This is a genomic window from Bacillus sp. JJ722, from assembly GCF_036963345.1.
Lineage (GTDB): Bacteria > Bacillota > Bacilli > Bacillales > DSM-1321 > Bacillus_AD.
In genome coordinates, this window is the sequence record NZ_JBALMO010000140.1 from 13062 (window position 1) to 29665 (window position 16604).

Annotated in this window: 13 protein-coding genes, 1 tRNA gene and 1 pseudogene; 11 read left to right on the forward strand and 4 right to left on the reverse strand. The window is 36.4% G+C overall.

The window, feature by feature from the left end:
• Positions 1-164: 164 nt before the first annotated feature.
• Positions 165-902, reverse strand: coding sequence for an alpha/beta hydrolase (locus V7014_RS16925; RefSeq protein ID WP_335508613.1), 738 nt, complete (start codon positions 900-902; stop codon positions 165-167).
• 161 nt (positions 903-1063) lie between these two features.
• On the opposite strand from V7014_RS16925, the gene V7014_RS16930 reads away from it, so the two are divergent.
• The 4 genes from V7014_RS16930 to V7014_RS16945 all read left to right on the forward strand — a co-directional run bounded on the left by V7014_RS16930 (position 1064) and on the right by V7014_RS16945 (position 5539).
• Positions 1064-1624: a phosphatidylglycerophosphatase A family protein gene (locus V7014_RS16930; protein ID WP_335508614.1), complete on the forward strand. Its 561-nt coding sequence runs from the start codon at positions 1064-1066 to the stop codon at positions 1622-1624.
• Positions 1625-1967: 343 nt separating this feature from the next.
• Positions 1968-2969: a TAXI family TRAP transporter solute-binding subunit gene (locus tag V7014_RS16935; RefSeq protein ID WP_335508615.1), complete on the forward strand. Its 1002-nt coding sequence runs from the start codon at positions 1968-1970 to the stop codon at positions 2967-2969.
• Between the two features lie 100 nt (positions 2970-3069).
• Complete coding sequence (locus V7014_RS16940) at positions 3070-3573, forward strand: DUF1850 domain-containing protein (RefSeq protein WP_335508616.1); 504 nt, start codon at positions 3070-3072, stop codon at positions 3571-3573.
• A 4-nt stretch (positions 3574-3577) separates the two neighbouring features.
• Complete coding sequence (locus V7014_RS16945; RefSeq protein WP_335508625.1) at positions 3578-5539, forward strand: TRAP transporter permease; 1962 nt, start codon at positions 3578-3580, stop codon at positions 5537-5539.
• A 192-nt stretch (positions 5540-5731) separates the two neighbouring features.
• On the opposite strand, the gene V7014_RS16950 is transcribed toward V7014_RS16945, so the two are convergent.
• Positions 5732-6718, reverse strand: a complete 987-nt coding sequence (locus V7014_RS16950; RefSeq protein WP_335508617.1) for a DMT family transporter — start codon at positions 6716-6718, stop codon at positions 5732-5734.
• 112 nt (positions 6719-6830) lie between these two features.
• On the opposite strand from V7014_RS16950, the gene V7014_RS16955 reads away from it, so the two are divergent.
• The 4 genes from V7014_RS16955 to V7014_RS16970 all read left to right on the forward strand — a co-directional run bounded on the left by V7014_RS16955 (position 6831) and on the right by V7014_RS16970 (position 9841).
• Complete coding sequence (locus V7014_RS16955) at positions 6831-7655, forward strand: ABC transporter ATP-binding protein (RefSeq protein WP_335508618.1); 825 nt, start codon at positions 6831-6833, stop codon at positions 7653-7655.
• A 1-nt stretch (position 7656) separates the two neighbouring features.
• The gene (locus tag V7014_RS16960; protein WP_335508619.1) at positions 7657-8367 is read left to right on the forward strand and encodes a hypothetical protein; all 711 of its coding nucleotides are present in this window, start codon (positions 7657-7659) and stop codon (positions 8365-8367) included.
• A gap of 123 nt (positions 8368-8490) precedes the next feature.
• Positions 8491-9660: a CynX/NimT family MFS transporter gene (locus V7014_RS16965; protein WP_335508620.1), complete on the forward strand. Its 1170-nt coding sequence runs from the start codon at positions 8491-8493 to the stop codon at positions 9658-9660.
• 109 nt (positions 9661-9769) lie between these two features.
• Positions 9770-9841: transfer RNA gene (locus V7014_RS16970), tRNA-Val, on the forward strand.
• Between the two features lie 224 nt (positions 9842-10065).
• On the opposite strand, the gene V7014_RS16975 is transcribed toward V7014_RS16970, so the two are convergent.
• Together V7014_RS16975 and V7014_RS16980 are read right to left on the reverse strand one after the other, a co-directional pair.
• A complete protein-coding gene (locus tag V7014_RS16975; RefSeq protein WP_335508621.1) occupies positions 10066-12132 on the reverse strand; it encodes a sigma-54 interaction domain-containing protein in 2067 nt (688 codons plus the stop codon).
• Positions 12133-12250: 118 nt separating this feature from the next.
• Positions 12251-13714 (reverse strand): YfcC family protein, encoded by a 1464-nt coding sequence (locus V7014_RS16980; protein ID WP_335508622.1) that lies wholly within the window; start codon positions 13712-13714, stop codon positions 12251-12253.
• Positions 13715-14072: 358 nt separating this feature from the next.
• Between V7014_RS16980 and V7014_RS16985 the strand changes: the two genes are divergently transcribed.
• From V7014_RS16985 to bla, 3 genes and pseudogenes are all read left to right on the forward strand, one after another.
• Positions 14073-15215, forward strand: a complete 1143-nt coding sequence (locus tag V7014_RS16985; RefSeq protein WP_335508623.1) for a M20 family metallopeptidase — start codon at positions 14073-14075, stop codon at positions 15213-15215.
• A 644-nt stretch (positions 15216-15859) separates the two neighbouring features.
• Positions 15860-16093 carry a hypothetical protein gene (locus tag V7014_RS27310; protein ID WP_438824932.1) on the forward strand — a complete coding sequence of 78 codons (234 nt, stop codon included), beginning with the start codon at positions 15860-15862 and terminating at the stop codon, positions 16091-16093.
• Positions 16029-16604: pseudogene (gene bla / locus V7014_RS16990) on the forward strand (class A beta-lactamase); the annotation flags it as partial. The gene V7014_RS27310 and the pseudogene bla, both read left to right, overlap by 65 nt.

The window sequence follows — 16604 nt, forward strand, 5'->3', positions numbered from 1 at the left end:
GATTAAGCGCTAGTAAGAATCCGATTGGTTCAACAAATAATCGGTGGGGGATGGACGAAAACCCCTACCGATTAAAGTTTCACTTTATATAAGTAGAATGTAATATTGAAATAATGAAAAGTTACCAGCGTCTGAAGAGACAGGTCTAGAAGCTTTTCGTTACCTTACATATCATTTCTTTGTAACATCATTTCTACAGCTCGTGGAAGGTCTTTTTGCCAATACTTCCATGTATGTATACCGTCAAATTCTTCATAGAAAAGAGGAAAGCCCTTTTCAGTTAATAGAGTATGTAATTCTCTATTTGGTTCAATAAAATTACTTCGTTGTCCATCAGTTGTGGGCACATCCACTTCATCTCTCCCAATTACATGATAGAGGTTCAGTAAATGAGGTGTGCTAAAAGTCTGCACAGCTTGCTTGACATGATCATCTACATAAGGAGATTGCATCGCTACTTTACCAAATATATTTGGATAACGTAGTGCTGTCATAAGTGAAACTGTTCCAGCAAGTGAGTCTCCCATTAACATGCGACCATGTCCGACGCCATGAGTCGGGAATTGTTTATCTAAGAAAGGAACAAGTTCATGAGCTAAGAAGCGGATATATGCTTCATTTTTCTTGCCTTCAGGATGATATTTTGTTCGACGATCGTGTACATCATTATATGGAATACCAACAATTATGACATTTTCGATTTTTTTGTTATGTAACAAAGCATCAGCTACTCGACCGATTCGTCCCATTTGAAAATAATCTTTACCATCGTTCGTAATGCATAAAGCATATTTATAAAGTGGTGAATAATTTGCTGGTAAATAGACTAGCATTTTTATATGTTCATTTAATGCATTACTATAGAATTCTAAATCTTGAATTCGTCCCATTGGAATACTCATAGTTTTCCCTCCAAATGCTTTCTATATGAAAGTGTAGCACAGCTTGTGCCTTTATTTCCTTTAACAAGCATTTGTAGGTTGAAAAAAGTAATCTGTTTAAATAAAACATTATTGATATAATTGTAAAATAGAAACTAGATATACAAAAAGGGGATGTAGAAATGAACCATAATTTAAGAGTACATAGTCGTGAAGTAATGGAAGCGGCGAAGAGTGCACTTAAAGAGAGAGGTGTTACAATTGAAGCTATTGCTGAAATTGTATATGAGATGCAATATGTATATAATCCAGAATTAACGCTGGCTACCTGTATAGAAAGCGTTGAAAAGGTATTATTAAAACGAGAAATTCACCATGCTTTACTTGTCGGAGTTGAATTGGACAAGCTAGCCGAGCAAGGTAAACTATCAGAACCATTACAAAGTATTATCGCAAGTGATGAAGGCTTATTTGGTGTTGATGAAACCATTGCTTTTGGGGCTGTACTTGGTTATGGAAGTATTGCTGTTACGACTTTTGGTCATTTAGATAAAAATAAAATTGGCATTATTCGAGACTTGGATACGAAAAAAAGTGGTAGGGTTCATACATTCTTAGATGATATGGTTGCTAGCATTGCTGCTAATGCTGCTGCACGACTAGCACACCGTCTTCGTGATGAAGAAGAATCACTACTAGATCAAGATATAGCATTACGTAGTGAAGAAGAGTTAATTGGATAAGGCTGATGTTAGAAGAGATTGTTTCAGGAGAAACAATCTCTTTTTTGTAATCCTTTTATCCCGTTCAGACTGGTGCTAAGACTCTCACTTCAACACGAAAGTAAAAGCGAAGAAGTTTAAGTGGGAGATTGAGCGAGTAAGAATCCGATTGGTTTAACTAATAATCGGTGGGGGATGGACGAAAACCCTCACCGATTAAAATTTCACTTTATTTCATTAGCTTTTGCTACTTTTAAAATGATAGCTTAGAAAGCTTCTATTAAATTATATCCTAAAAGTTTCATATTTTTATAGGACAATCCATAAGATTATGTAGATGGAATATTAATAAGGGGGTTCAATAATGAAACGAAGAAGTACCTACTTAATGACGGTGTTAGTATTGATCATGTCTTTTTTGTTGGTTGCTTGTAGCGGAGATAAAGAAAAGGCTGATGGAGACAAAGAAAATAAAGATGCTAAAGAAGAGAAAAAACAGTTTCTGAATCTAGTAACAGGAGGAACAGGTGGCACGTACTATCCATTGGGTGGATCGTTTGCTGAAATCATTTCAGCTAATACGAATGCTGAAACAACAGCCCAATCATCAGGAGCATCTGCAGAAAACATGGAGGCAATTAAAGCTGGTGATGCTGACCTTGCATTTACACAAACTGATATTGCTTCATACGCAACAGAAGGTAAGTTGATGTTTAAAGATGAACCGATTTCCAATATTAAAGCCATCGCATCACTATATCCAGAAACAGTACAAATCGTTACCACAGCCAAATCAGGAATTAAATCGATTGCAGATTTAAAAGGCAAATCTGTTTCAGTCGGAGCACCAGGATCTGGAACATACGCAAATGCTGAACAAATTCTCGAAGTGCACGGATTAACAATGAAAGATATTAAAGCACAAAACCTATCATTCGATGAATCGACAGGTGGCATTCAAGATGGAACAATTGATGCAGCCTTTATTACGGCTGGTACACCTACTGGTGCCGTAGAAAGCTTAGCAGCTACATCAGATGTAGTCATCGTTCCATTAGCGGAGGATAAAATAAAAGTGTTAATAGAGAAATATCCTTATTATGCAGAAGATGTTGTTCCTGCTAAAACGTATAAAATTAAAGAAGATGTAAAAACAGTTGCTGTTCAAGCAATGCTTGTTGCGCATGCTGATTTAGATGAGAAGTTAGTTTATGATATTACAAAATCAATCTATGAGAATCTAGATCAAGTAACACATGCGAAAGGAAAATTAATAAAAGTAGAAAATGCCTTAAATGGTGTTGGTATTGATGTTCACCCTGGTGCACAAAAATATTTTGATGAAAAAGGCGTAAAAGCTCAATAACCAGCATATGATATATTAGCTGACTCTAAAGATAGGCATGAACCCATTGGGATATGACCAAACTTTAAGTCAGCTTTCTTTGTAGAAAAGGACGAAACTTATGGTGAAAAAAATCCTCGTAATTGCTATTCTCCTTCTGATTATTATTGGTTTTATACCGTTTTTACCTGCAATTGTTGTTTATAAGGAACATACCGATGACGTGCTCGCTTATGCACTTCTTAAAGAAAACCAAACGTTCAAAATCCAATACTTACATTCTATTCATCTATCTCCTGTCGTAGAGATATATGAAAGAACAGCGAATAATGAAATTAGGCAAATCGAATTGATGTATGAAGATTTTGCTGTGGGAATGCCTTCACAAGCAGAAGAGCAGGAAAAATTTATTGAAGAGGATGGGAAGTATTTTATTAGAAATATGAATCGAGAATTTCCAACTATTACTTTACGAGTTGGACGAGTAGTAGCAAATCATTCATTCATAATCGGAGACAAAACTATTGCCATGTCTAAATTTACAGAGCCAGGAAGTGTAATAAGAATTGAAGTGAAGAAGATATCACTTTTGGAGAGTTGGAAAGGGGTGAGGATGTTTGACTGATACAATGTTAACGCAAGAGCAACAACAAGAATTGATTGAGAAATATGATCCTGAGGCTGCTATGAGAAGGTTAAAAGGGACAATGGGCTGGGTGACCTTCTTTGGTTTACTTGCTTTTTCTCTATTTCAATTATACACAGCTATAGATAAACCACTTATGGCACAATTGCAGCGCTCCATCCATTTAGGGTTTGCATTAGCGCTCGTTTTTCTCTTATTTCCAGCTCGTAAAAAGAATTTATACAAAGGTACAATCGCTTGGTATGACTATATTCTTTCTTTATTAGGTATTGTAGTAGGGACGTATTGGCCGATTATGATGGAAGAATTGGTGATGCGACCTGGCACAGTTACTCAGCTCGATTATTATGTCGGCATTATAGCGATTTTACTAGTGTTAGAGGCAACCCGTCGTACAGTTGGACTACCTATCACAGTAATAGCGTCTTTGTTTATTGTTTACGCTTTATATGGGCCCTATATGCCTGACTTTATCGCACATCGTGGATTATCGTTAGAACGCTTTGTGCAAACGATGTTCTTTACGACTGAAGGAATATTAGGTACTCCACTCGGTGTATCATCCACTTTTATTTTTCTGTTCCTACTATTCGGTGCTTTTCTAGTAAAAACAGGTGTCGGAGATTATTTCAATGACTTAGCTGCTGTCATTGCTGGAAAACGAATTGGTGGTCCTGCCAAGGTTGCGATTTTCTCTAGTGCATTGCAAGGTACAATCAGCGGAAGCTCAGTAGCAAATGTAGTAACATCTGGTGCGTTTACAATTCCAATGATGAAACGACTAGGATATGACAGGAATTTCGCTGGAGCAGTTGAGGCAGCTTCTTCTACAGGTGGTCAGTTAATGCCACCAATCATGGGCGCTGCAGCTTTCTTAATGGTAGAGTTCATTGGTAATGGCATTACTTATTGGGATATTGCAAAAGCAGCTGCAATTCCTGCAGTATTGTACTTCGCAGGAATCTGGATTATGACTCATTTTGAAGCTAAGCGTCTGGGCTTACAAGGATTAAGAGAAGAAGATATTCCAACGAAAAAAGAAGTTCTATCTAAGATTTATTTATTATTTCCTATCGTTGCAATCATTGTATTGTTGATGAGCAACATGTCGGTTATGCGTGCCGCATTAATATCCATTGTGATAACCATTGTAGTGAGTTGTGTTCGCAAAGAAACAAGGATGGGAATAAGAGACATAATTGATGCGTTAGTCGATGGTGCTCGTACTGCTTTAGCGGTAGCGGTAGCGACTGCTGCAGCAGGGATTATTGTTGGAGTTGTTACGAAAACAGGTTTAGGTTTGAAGATGGCAAATAGTCTTGTCTCCATTGCGGATGCACTTGTATCTAATGGAGATATGAAACTGTTGTTAACGCTGTTCTTCACGATGGTAGCAAGTTTAATTTTAGGTATGGGGTCACCGACAACGGCAAACTATGTTATTACATCTACAATTGCTGCACCAGCTTTAATACTAATGAATGTACCTGATTTATCTGCTCACCTTTTCGTTTTCTACTTTGGCATTATTGCAGACATTACTCCGCCTGTTGCGCTTGCCGCCTTTGCCGCTGCCGGGGTATCAGGAGGAGAACCGATTCGAACGGGTGTCATTTCTTCAAAATTGGCCATTGCGGCGTTTATAATCCCATATGTTTTTGTTCTATCTCCAGAATTGCTAATGATCGATACAACCATTCCATCTACATTGTGGGTTGTATTCACAGCTTTTTGCGGTATGATTGCTATCGGAGCAGGCATGGTCGGTTTTTGGTTCAGAAAAGTACTATGGTATGAAAGAATTCTCGCCGTTATATCAGGTTTACTGTTAATTTATCCAGAAGGTATATCGGATATAGTTGGTTTGATCATGTTTGGCGTTTTAATCCTATTGCAGATTGTGAGAAAAGGCGACCGAGTATCAGGAGCTTTGATGAAAGGGTAATGATGATTTATACCATTCGAGAAAATTATTCTTGGGTGGTTTTTTGTTTGTGGGTTTAGGAGGGGAGAGTGAAAAATGTTAGCAGTGGATCAGAAATATGAGCAGAGAATTAGATATATGAGCAGAGAATCAGATATATGAGCGAAAGATGAAAAAGCAGTAGCGAAACGCTACTGCGAAGTAAATCCATTCTTAATCATTGAGTCTAGCTGATCGCCTAGCTGGAAAGACGGGCTTTGCGGTTCGGTGACTCATATAACTATGCAAGGCCATACCGACCATAACAAGTGCCATGCCAATCCATGAAGTTATGGAAGGAATTGGGCTTGCGAGAAAGATAATTTCACCAGCAACGGCAAATAATACTTCTAAAGACTGTGTCGCTTCCACAGCTCCTAGCTTTTCCATGTCATTCTTTACTAAATTTGTAGCAGCAAAGAATAATACTGTTGCTGCCACTCCAGAAAAAAGGGCAACTAATCCAGATTGAACAACTTGGCTGGAACTAGGTGCTCCAACAGTAAACATACCGATAACGGATAGAACAATCCATAAAGGTAGACTTGCAATGGTCATACCAAGGGTGCGTTGATAGGCATCTAATCGATCACCGCAAACGTTCATCATTTTCCTGTTTCCAAGCGGATAAGCAAATGACGCAACGATCATGGAAACACTGCAGAGAATAATGGCTTGAACTGACATTGTAGAAGCATGCTCAAATTGCATGACGATGACCCCAAAGAGAATGAGTGAGGAAAATCCTAATCCTCTCCAAGGAATTGAACCTCTTTTTACAATGGTTTCACCGTTAATAAACTGCACTTTCTCCATAAAAAGTGGTGCAAGCAGTGAACCAGAAATAATGGTAATTTGCCATGTTCCAGCTATTAGCCACCCAGGTGCAAATGACGAGGCATAGGTTAATGGAGCGTAAAATAATCCAAAGCCAACAAAACTCCAAATCAGCCATGGGATGGGTGCCTTCTTCATTTCAATGAACAAAGTATGTAGATTTTTTCTAGCTCCTACAATAATAAGTAGAAAGATGACCATAAAGTAATAGCGTAGTGAAGCACTCCAAAGCCAACTTCCTCCATCTAATTCCATCGCTCGATTAATAATAAATGTGAAGGCAAAGAAGAAGGCCGAGCATGCTCCAAGTATAATTGGTCGCAAATTGATCACCTCTAGGAAAATATAATGGTATGAAGTTCTATTTATGTCTTTCAGAATAAATGAGATATTGATAAAATACTTTCTATATACAAAAAAGTCGAGGTTGTTAATCATGAAAGAGTACGCTGTTCAAGCTAGTCATGTCACGAAGAAGTTTGATAATGTTCCTATTTTACATGATTTAAGTTTTGAAATCCATCAAAATACAAAGCTGGCTATTCTTGGCCATAACGGATCGGGAAAAAGTAGCCTTTTAAAACTGATCGCTAATATATATGTGCCATCATCAGGAGAAATCAATACATATGGTAAGAAAATCGGCTATGTTCCTGAGCATTTCCCGGATAATATTCGCTTTAAATTACGTGAATTTTTGTTACATATGGGGACAATTGGTGGAGCAGAGGAACAAGTTGTTCAGAAAAAAATCGATTATTACATAGAGCTATTTCAGCTACAACCATATAAGGACGCTCTTCTAAAGCATTGTTCCAAAGGAACGAAGCAAAAAGCGGGACTTATTCAAGCTATTCTTACGGATTGCGATATTCTCTTATTGGATGAGCCATTAACGGGTCTTGATGATGAGTCGAAGAAAATCTTTCTTGATATGATTCAACAGATTGATCGCGATTTTGCGTTGATTTTTACCGCGCATGAACAGGAAACTGTTGATTTATTAGCAGAGGAAGTGCTTGTCTTAGAAAATGGCAAAATAATAAGACATGAGGCTATAACTGAAAGAACAAAAATGAAAAGTATTACAGTTAGAATCTCGAAGCAATTAGATCGAGAAGAATTAAAAATGTATGGAAAAATAAATAGTGAGACAGAAAATACGGTAGAAATGATTGTAGCGGCAAGAGAGAGTGATTCTTGCTTACTTTATTTACTAGAAAATGATTGTTCAATAATTGAAGTGAAAGAGAAGATATAAGATGAAATCATTCGTTATGTATCAATTGAAAAATTATATTCGTTCGCTTGTTTTTATCCCGCCAGTGGTGCTATATATTTGCTGGATTGGCATTTTATATGCCTATAGTACGGCGGATGTCTTAAATAGCTATGCAAATTCAGCTGTTGTATTGTATGTCATTTTAACATGGATATCAATGAATATATTTCGCTTAGAAGAAGAAGCAGAGAAACATATATTGCTTGTTCATTTAAAGCAAAAAGATCACTTCCTATTTGGAAAATGGATTGCTTGTATTGTAATGATGCTTCCTTTAGTACTCATCGCTCATTTCTATCCGCTTGTTACTAACAGTTTTCATACAGAAATTACGCCAATCTATCATTTTTTATCCATCTATTGTCACGTAGGATTAGGACTTCTTGGCATTATCACTGGAAGCTTCTTTGGCGGAACAAATATAACAAGAACAAAGTATGTTTGGCTGTTGAGTGCGCTAACAGTTACGGCATCATTAGCACATTCACAAATTTCCGAATTGCTTCCAACAGGCTTCTCTTGGTTGTTATTGATTCTACCACCTTTGCGCTTCTTTTATGAACCTTTAAAATTTGGTGGTACTACTGGATTACCAGCAGGTTTTCTCGCATCATTCAGCATGGCGATGTTTTACATATTAATCGCTGGTGTTGTTGTGATCAAGATGTTTATGAGAAAGGAAAAAGTATAAGTGCATTAACTTTGTATTTTGTTGGCTATTTTCGTATACTACAAATAACTTAATAGAAATTTATGAATAGCAGTCAGTGCTTTGAAGGGTACTGGCTGCTTTTTGTTTTTTAGGGGTGAAATAATGAAGAAAAGTACGTTGTTTTTTATGGGGATGGTGCTTGTTGCATTTAATTTACGTCCTGCATTAACAGGGGTAGGCCCGATTACAAGTTTCATTCAAGATGATTTAGGTATTTCAGCAAGTCTTATTGGCTTCTTGACGATGCTTCCATTAATCGCTTTTGGCTTTATGTCATTAGGTGCACCAGCATTAGGAGCAAAAATGGGAAACAGTAAAGCGATTCTTATTGCACTTATTATATTAATTATCGGCATTAGTTTACGTTCAGTTGGTGGTATTGGATTGTTGCTGCTTGGAACCATATTGATTGGTGTCGGTATTGCAACAGGAAATGTATTAGTTCCTAGTTTTGTTAAAGAGAGCTTTCCGAAAAAAGCATCCTTATTTGTCGGTATCTACTCAGCGGTTCTTTCATTTGGAGCTGCAATTGGTTCGGGTATTACGGCGCCGCTTGCTACATCAACTAATTGGCGTATCGCCTTAGCATTCAGCGGAATCTTAGTCCTATTTGCATTGATTATATGGATTCCTGTTACGATTAAAAATCGTCAAAATCAAATCCATGACCGTGGAAAGCGTCCGTTCTTTCCTTTGAGACAATCGTTAGCGTGGTTTGTGACAATCTTTATGGGTGTTCAATCATTATTATTTTATAGCTTAGTAAACTGGATGCCTACAATGTTAGAAGATCGAGGAGTCTCCGTTGAAATGGCAGGAACAATTGTAATGGTTATGCAATTAGCAAGCTTGCCAGCGATCTTAGTCATACCATATTTAGCAGAGAAATATGAAAATCAGAGAGTACTTGGTGTTTCAATCGGAATTGTATACTTCATTGGTCTAGTAGGTGTATTCTATTTACCAGCGTCACTAACATGGTTATTCATAAGTTCCATTGTTATAGGTGTAGCACAAGGAGCGAGTATCTGTTTAGCATTACTATTTGTTAACTTACGTGCCAAAACACCAAGTCAAGTTATGGTTCTATCAGGCATGGCACAATCATTTGGATACTTCATTGCCGCAATCGGACCATTTTCATTTGGTGTACTGCATGATGTAACGCATTCATGGACACCAGTTATAATTTGTTTATTAGTATTCACAATCGTCTTATCGCTTGCAGGTTGGAGAGCGGGGCGCAGAGAATATGTAGTAGAGTATGGATGAAGTAGTAGTGGTATTTATGAAATATATTGACAATTTTTCACTAAGATTTTATAGTTAAGTAGTATATTGCTAGCTTTCCACTATTTTTTAGTGCAAAGCTAGCGTTTGAGATCCGATAGTTCAGTGGGAGAATACATCCTTGACAGGGATGGGGTCGGGGGTTCGAATCCCTCTCGGGTCATCAATTTTCAGGAGCCAGAAACCTTTATGTATCAAGGGTTTCTGGCTTTTTGTTTAGAGAAGGCAATTTTGGATGCCCCCTCTTTTGGTAGAATGTTACATCTGCGTTTTTTTTCTGCTCATTTCAAGATAAAAAACGGACAGAAAAAAATTATTTCTGTCTTTTTTAATCTTATTAGGAACTAAAAGTTTTTCTACTAAAACCCGATTTGAATGCAAAATTCACTAGTTTAATTTATTTAGTATCTTTATACCAACTTCTGTAATCTCTGTTCCCTGTTTTCTAATTCCGACTTTAATGCAGTTAGCTTTATTTAATATTGATAATCGATGGCGCAATTTGGAATCTGACAAAAAATATGGGAGCATATCTTGTATCACACCTCTTCCCACGTTCCTTCCTCTCTTTTTACAATTCCATAGTATTTGTAATATCGACTTATAATCTTCAATAAAACTTCCCGTCTTTAAGAAGAGGAGTGTCTCATCAATCTCTGATAATGAATTATTAGAGATGCTAACAGTCTCTTGTGATTGTAAAATCTGATCTGGTAGGTGATTTTTAGTGACTACATTCCCTTCAACAATGACCATTATATAATGGAAAAAATTCTCAAGTTCTCGTATATTACCTGGCCAATTATAATTCATTAAAAGTTTTTTTACATTTGATTCAAACAGTAAATTTTTCTTGTTGACCTTTAAATAGAAATCTATCAATATAAATAAATCATGTTTTCTTTCTCTGAGCGATGGAATATGTAACGGTAAAACATTTAGACGATAGTATAAATCTTCACGAAATACACCTTCTTGAATCATTTGATGTAAGTTTTGATTGGTAGCTGCAATAACTCGTACATTTATTGGTATAATTTTATTGCCACCTACACGCATAACTTGACGTTCTTGAAGAACGCGTAGAAGGGATGCTTGAAGACTTAGAGAAGCATCCCCAATTTCATCCATGAAAATAGTTCCATTATGGGCTAATTCAAATAAGCCCATTTTTCCTTCTTTTTTAGCACTTGTAAATGCCCCACCCTCATATCCAAATAATGCACTTTCTATTAGCGTTTCGCTTAGTCCTGCAAAATTAACGGCCACAAATGGACCATCTTTTCTTTCAGAACTATTATGTATAGCTTGAGCAAAAACTTCTTTTCCAGTACCATTCTCTCCAGTAATTAACACTGTATAATCACTTTTTGCCAATTGAACTGCTTTTTGTTTTGCAGATAAAATCAAAGAACTTTCCCCAATAATATTGTCAAATGAATATTTTGTGGTTAAACCTAACTCTGTACTTTTTCGTCTAATTTCTTGCTCCATTCTTTGAACCCTTGTAACATCTTGAAATGTGATGACAAGACCTACTAGTTGTTTGTTCAAGATTAAGGGAACTTTCGATACTAACAATGAGCGATTGTTTATTTGAAATAAGTTATCAATTTGTTCTTTTTGTTCTGAAAATGTCTCATTAATCTGAAAATCAGGTAGAATTTCTCTGTAATGCTTTCCCAAAAAATTTATAGAAGGGAGTTGAAGAATTTGATGTGCATCTTCATTTATCAATGTAATAATTCCTTTTTCATCTAGCCCTATAATCCCTTCATGTACTGTATTTAAAATCGATTCTAATTTTTTTGTTAATTGTTTTTCATTTTGAATTGCTAATGATAAATTCCTTCCCATTTTCACAAAATCTCTAAAGAATTCTGCCGTATAGAAATGCGCCTTTTCTAAAGAAAGGTTTAATAGACGAGCAATATCAAGCATAGTTGTTAAATCAATTGGTCGGTTTTCTAAATTGATAGTGCTTTTGATATGTTTCGGCACAAATTCAGTTAGTCCAAATGTAATAGCTAAGTCTAGATTCTTTGTCTGTTCGACGCTTGTAAGACCGGGAATATATGGAATTAACGTTAAATTTCCAAATCCAAAGGCGTGTAGAACATCAATAGAGTCTCTAGCCACTTTCATTGAGTTAGTAACTAATAAAATTTTTGTTTTAGCAGGCAAATCCAAAAGCTGTTCTAACTTTGCAATTCGAATAGAACGTCGAGCAACCATAAGAGGAATATTTAAATTCAATTCTCTAACAGCTTCTTCTAGCACTGGGCTAGACAGTAAAATTAAATCAGCTTTATGGATAACCTTTTCATTTAATGGCAACGTTTCATAACATGTATCAATGTCAATTTTTGAACCAAAAAACATTTGAAGATTTTCTTCAAATGTTTTGCATACTGTTTTAGTGCTAGTTACAAGAAGTATAGTAGGTTTTTTCATCTTCTTCTCCTTACCACACGATTACATTTATCTCTTATTTTAGCAGATTATTAAACACCTTAGCTTGTCGTAACAGAAATGGACGTTCTGTATCGGAACTGGGTTGCTACTAGTTCCCTTAAAATGGTCCATAATTAATAAGAACTGCAATGCCCACAAAAATAGAGCCAATTGTTGCCCATATAAGAACTAATGGCCAAACAAATTTAGCCCATTTAATCCAAGGTATCCCTCCTATAGCTAATACTGCCATGAGTATGCCTGAAGCCGGTGTAATAATGTTTGTAATCCCCTCTCCAAGCTTAAATGCCAGTACTCCTGTTTGTCTTGTAAGCTCCAAGGTATCCACTAAGGAAACCATGAACGGCATCACAATAACAGCTTGTCCACTTCCGGATGTAACAACTAAATTAAAAAGCAGGTTAAATAAATACATAGCCTGCGCCCCGAGTATTGCTGGTAGACCCTCTAAGGGAGATAAAGCGTAAGTGACAATTGTATCCATAATATTACCATTTTCAAGAACGAGAACAATCGCTTTAGCCATACCGATTATCAATGCCCCATAAACAAGGCCTCTGGCCCCATCTAAAAACACTGAAACAAATTTATTTGGAGTAATCTTTGCAATAATCGCAACTGTAATTGCCATCATCATGAAAATTGCTGATAGCTGGTTAATAGACCACTCCAAATTATATACACCAAAAAGGAAAATACCGATATATACAAATAAAGTTAACATACAGAGTTTGTGAAGAGTAGTAAACCCACCAATATCTTCTTTTTCTTTCTCGCTTGACTCTCCAGCGAAAGGGACTATTCCCATTTTACTTTTTGAAGGATCATTACTAATTCTTTTAACATAAAGACATACGTATATGACAGTAACTATAAGCAGCACGATAAATGCTGCACCCCTTAGAGCTGCACCAGAAAACAATGGAAGTCCCGCTATATTCTGAGCTGTACCCGTTATAATTGGATCAAACGTACCTGTAGCAACCCCAACATACTGCCCCAAATAAATCATTGCCACTCCTGTTATTGCATCGAGTTTTAAGGCTTTAGCAAGAATAATCCCGATTGGAATAAAGGCAATTACCGCGTTACCGCTTATTCCTACCATATCAAGAACTCCAAACAGCACGATAATGGATGTAATCAATAAATATTTTTTCTCTTTTGTTCTTTCAATTAAAACATTGATTCCAGAATTAACTGCACCTGTATATTCAAATACAGCTACAGTTCCCCCAATGATAAGAACCATAAATATTAAATTTGCGCTATCAATTAATCCATTCTGTATGGCTAAAAATATATCCATGATCGAAGCTGGTTCTCCATTTGTAGCAGTATAACTTCCTGGAATTACTTGAGTAATACCATTATCTGTTGTTTCTCTGTCAAAAGATCCTGCCGGAATAATATAGGTACAAAGCGCCGCTAACAACAATAAACTAAATAGAATAACAAAGGCATCGGGCATAGCAAAACGTTTTTTCCAAGACTTTTTGTTTGATTCGTTGTCCTCTTTCTTTATAGGTTTAGGAACCGGTTTTTGAGCCGTAGGTTGCATAAGTATAATTCCCCCTTATTTTATTATATCAATTTAATGTTAACACTTGAAATTCTATCCTCCTCTTCTTGTATTTCCCTTCGAAACTAAGATTTGCAGTATGAATACTTACAGTTAATAATGCAAAAAGCATGCCAATTCTATGAGAAAAGGAATAACTTCTATAATGCAGCTTATATTAAATGAATGGTCCGTTTATAGGTTGTTTTATAGGTATAAATAACTTAAAAAATAACCTATAAAAAATACTTTGAAACAAAGGGAATTGATTTAATAAAGAAAAAAAGTGGCGTAATTCTTGCATATACATAATTTGAAAAGAAAAAAGGCACAGAAGTGTTTTAGAGGAGGAATTATTGTGAGTAAGTTACTAATCGAAAAAGGCATTTCTAGCTATCTCGAAGTTCATAAACAAGATATGTTGGATGATTTGATTGAATTTGTAAAAAAAGAATCACCTTCAAACAATAAAGAATTAGTTGATGAGTGTGGAATATATTTAAGCCAGCTCTTTCAAAAGAGATTGGACGTTGGATACGAATTAATAGAAGAAAAAAATGTGGGGAATCACCTGAAATTTACAATCGGAGAAGGTAAATCACAAATTTTGGTTATTGGGCATTTTGATACAGTTTGGAAAGAAGGTAGACTTAGTCTTAGAAAGGAAGGAAATATACTGTATGGCCCTGGAATTTTAGATATGAAAGGTGGTATTATCCAATCTTTATGGGCAATTAAAGCCATTCAAGAACTAAATCTTCCATTAAATAAAAAAATCGTTTTTCTATGTAATTCAGATGAAGAAATTGGTTCAGTTACTTCTAAGAAATACATTGAAGAAGAAGCACAAAAAAGTGATGTTGTATTAGTGGCTGAACCTGCTGTAGCTGGATCAGGAGCTTTAAAAACAGCTCGAAAAGGAACAGGATTTTTCGATATAAAAATATGGGGACGGGCTGCCCATGCTGGTAATAATCATGAAGAAGGCATTAACGCTATTGAAGAACTAGCTAGACAAGTGATAGTACTGCAAGAATTGACCAATTACGAAATAGGGACAACTGTCAATGTAGGAACGGTTACTGGAGGAAGTGGGAGAAACGTGGTCCCCGAATACGCAGAAGCTCAGGTGGACTTACGTGTCTCAACAAAAGAAGAGGCAAAACGAGTGACGAATATTATTTTAAATTTAAAACCAATTATAAAAGGAATCAAATTAGAAGTGACCGGCGGCTTGAATCGACCACCAATGGTGAAAACTGAGCAAACAAGAGAACTGTTTGAATGTGCTCAATCTATTGCATCCGAACTTGGCATAAAATTAGAAGAAGCCTCTGTTGGTGGAGGAAGTGATGGGAACTTTACAGCAGCTATGGGTGTACCAACTCTTGACGGTTTAGGTTCGTGTGGAAAAGGAATTCATGAAGAAAATGAACAGATTCAAATTGACGCACTCCCTGAACGAGCTTCTTTATTTGCTAATTTGTTATTGAGACTATAGCTAAATAAAGGCTTTAGCACTAGTTAAAACGCTGAGGTTCTCGCCAATATGGATGTGAAACGTTGATATAAAGGAATTGGAGATATAATTCTTGAGGCTACAGATGAGATTAATGCAAATGAATATAAATGAAATCATTGCTAACCGTGTCTGAAGTTACTTGGGCATGAAAAAGGGTACAGATCAGTAGCCTTTGCTCTGCTACTAATACACCTAGCTAGTATTATAAGGTTAGCCAATGTAATATTGGTTGACCTTTTTGTTTAGGTGCTAGAGAATTAATGGTAGCTGGGGTAGAACGTAAGCACACGTGCGATCGCATCCCGACAACTAAATCGTTCGTTCTTACTTTTACCATATATAAAGAGCTATAAAGCAGCACATACACTTAAAGGATTACATGAACCTCACGCATTTATCATAAAAAACCTCCACATATATGATGTAAGGAGATTATCTCATGAGTTATTTATACGTTGTAGATGGGACTATCTGACACTACTTTAAGAAACGTTAGGAGTTTTCCGAACCATTTTCGTATAAGTAGAATAACAGTAACGGAAAATGAAGACACCAATAGGCCAATTATAAAATGAGTTAAAAGCATGCCCTTTAACACCATGAACAAAAGAAGATTTAATCAAATGCTAGCATCGATAGGCTTGGTACTTATGGTTGTAGGCTGCTCAGATGAGAACAAACAGGTTGTACAACAATCAGAAACAGAACATACGGGCAGAACTAATCAAACGTCAGAAAATATAATGGAAAAAGAAACCACAATGGAGAAATTTGAACAACTTGAGAAGGAATATGACGCGAGGCTTGGGGTCTATACTATTGACACAGGAACAAAAAAAAACTGTAGAGTTTCGTGAGGACGAACGTTTTGCTTATACATCTACTTTCAAAGCTCTGGCTGTTGGGGAAGTTTTACAACAGAATTCTATAGAAGAACTTAACAAAATAGTTCCCTACACTAGTGATGATCTTGTCACACATTCACCTATTACAGAGCAACATGTTGAGACAGGGATGGCTCTTAAAGACATTAGTAAAGCTGCAATCCGATACAGTGACAATACTGCTGCAAATCTTTTATTTAAGGAAATGGGCGGCCCTGAGGGATTCGAAACATTTTTAAGAAACTTGGTGACCAAGTAATTAATGCTGAGCGTATTGAGACAGAACTAAATGAAGCTGTACCAGGAGAAACGCGTGATACAAGTACACCAAGAGCACTTGCTACTGATCTTCAAGCATATACGCTCGGCGACGTACTAACACATGAGAAACAAACTATGTTAGTTGATTGGCTGAAGAGAAATACAACTGGAGATAATTTAATTCGTGCAGGAGTTCCCAAAGGGTGGGAAGTGACAGGGATGG

Coding starts and splice junctions, on each gene's coding strand:
- V7014_RS16925 (WP_335508613.1), bottom strand. CDS start 902: ATGAGTATTCCAATGGGACGAATTCAAGATTTAGAATTCTATAGTAAT.
- V7014_RS16930 (WP_335508614.1), top strand. CDS start 1,064: ATGAACCATAATTTAAGAGTACATAGTCGTGAAGTAATGGAAGCGGCG.
- V7014_RS16935 (WP_335508615.1), top strand. CDS start 1,968: ATGAAACGAAGAAGTACCTACTTAATGACGGTGTTAGTATTGATCATG.
- V7014_RS16940 (WP_335508616.1), top strand. CDS start 3,070: ATGGTGAAAAAAATCCTCGTAATTGCTATTCTCCTTCTGATTATTATT.
- V7014_RS16945 (WP_335508625.1), top strand. CDS start 3,578: ATGTTAACGCAAGAGCAACAACAAGAATTGATTGAGAAATATGATCCT.
- V7014_RS16955 (WP_335508618.1), top strand. CDS start 6,831: ATGAAAGAGTACGCTGTTCAAGCTAGTCATGTCACGAAGAAGTTTGAT.
- V7014_RS16960 (WP_335508619.1), top strand. CDS start 7,657: ATGAAATCATTCGTTATGTATCAATTGAAAAATTATATTCGTTCGCTT.
- V7014_RS16965 (WP_335508620.1), top strand. CDS start 8,491: ATGAAGAAAAGTACGTTGTTTTTTATGGGGATGGTGCTTGTTGCATTT.
- V7014_RS16975 (WP_335508621.1), bottom strand. CDS start 12,132: ATGAAAAAACCTACTATACTTCTTGTAACTAGCACTAAAACAGTATGC.
- V7014_RS16980 (WP_335508622.1), bottom strand. CDS start 13,714: ATGCAACCTACGGCTCAAAAACCGGTTCCTAAACCTATAAAGAAAGAG.
- V7014_RS27310 (WP_438824932.1), top strand. CDS start 15,860: ATGCTAGCATCGATAGGCTTGGTACTTATGGTTGTAGGCTGCTCAGAT.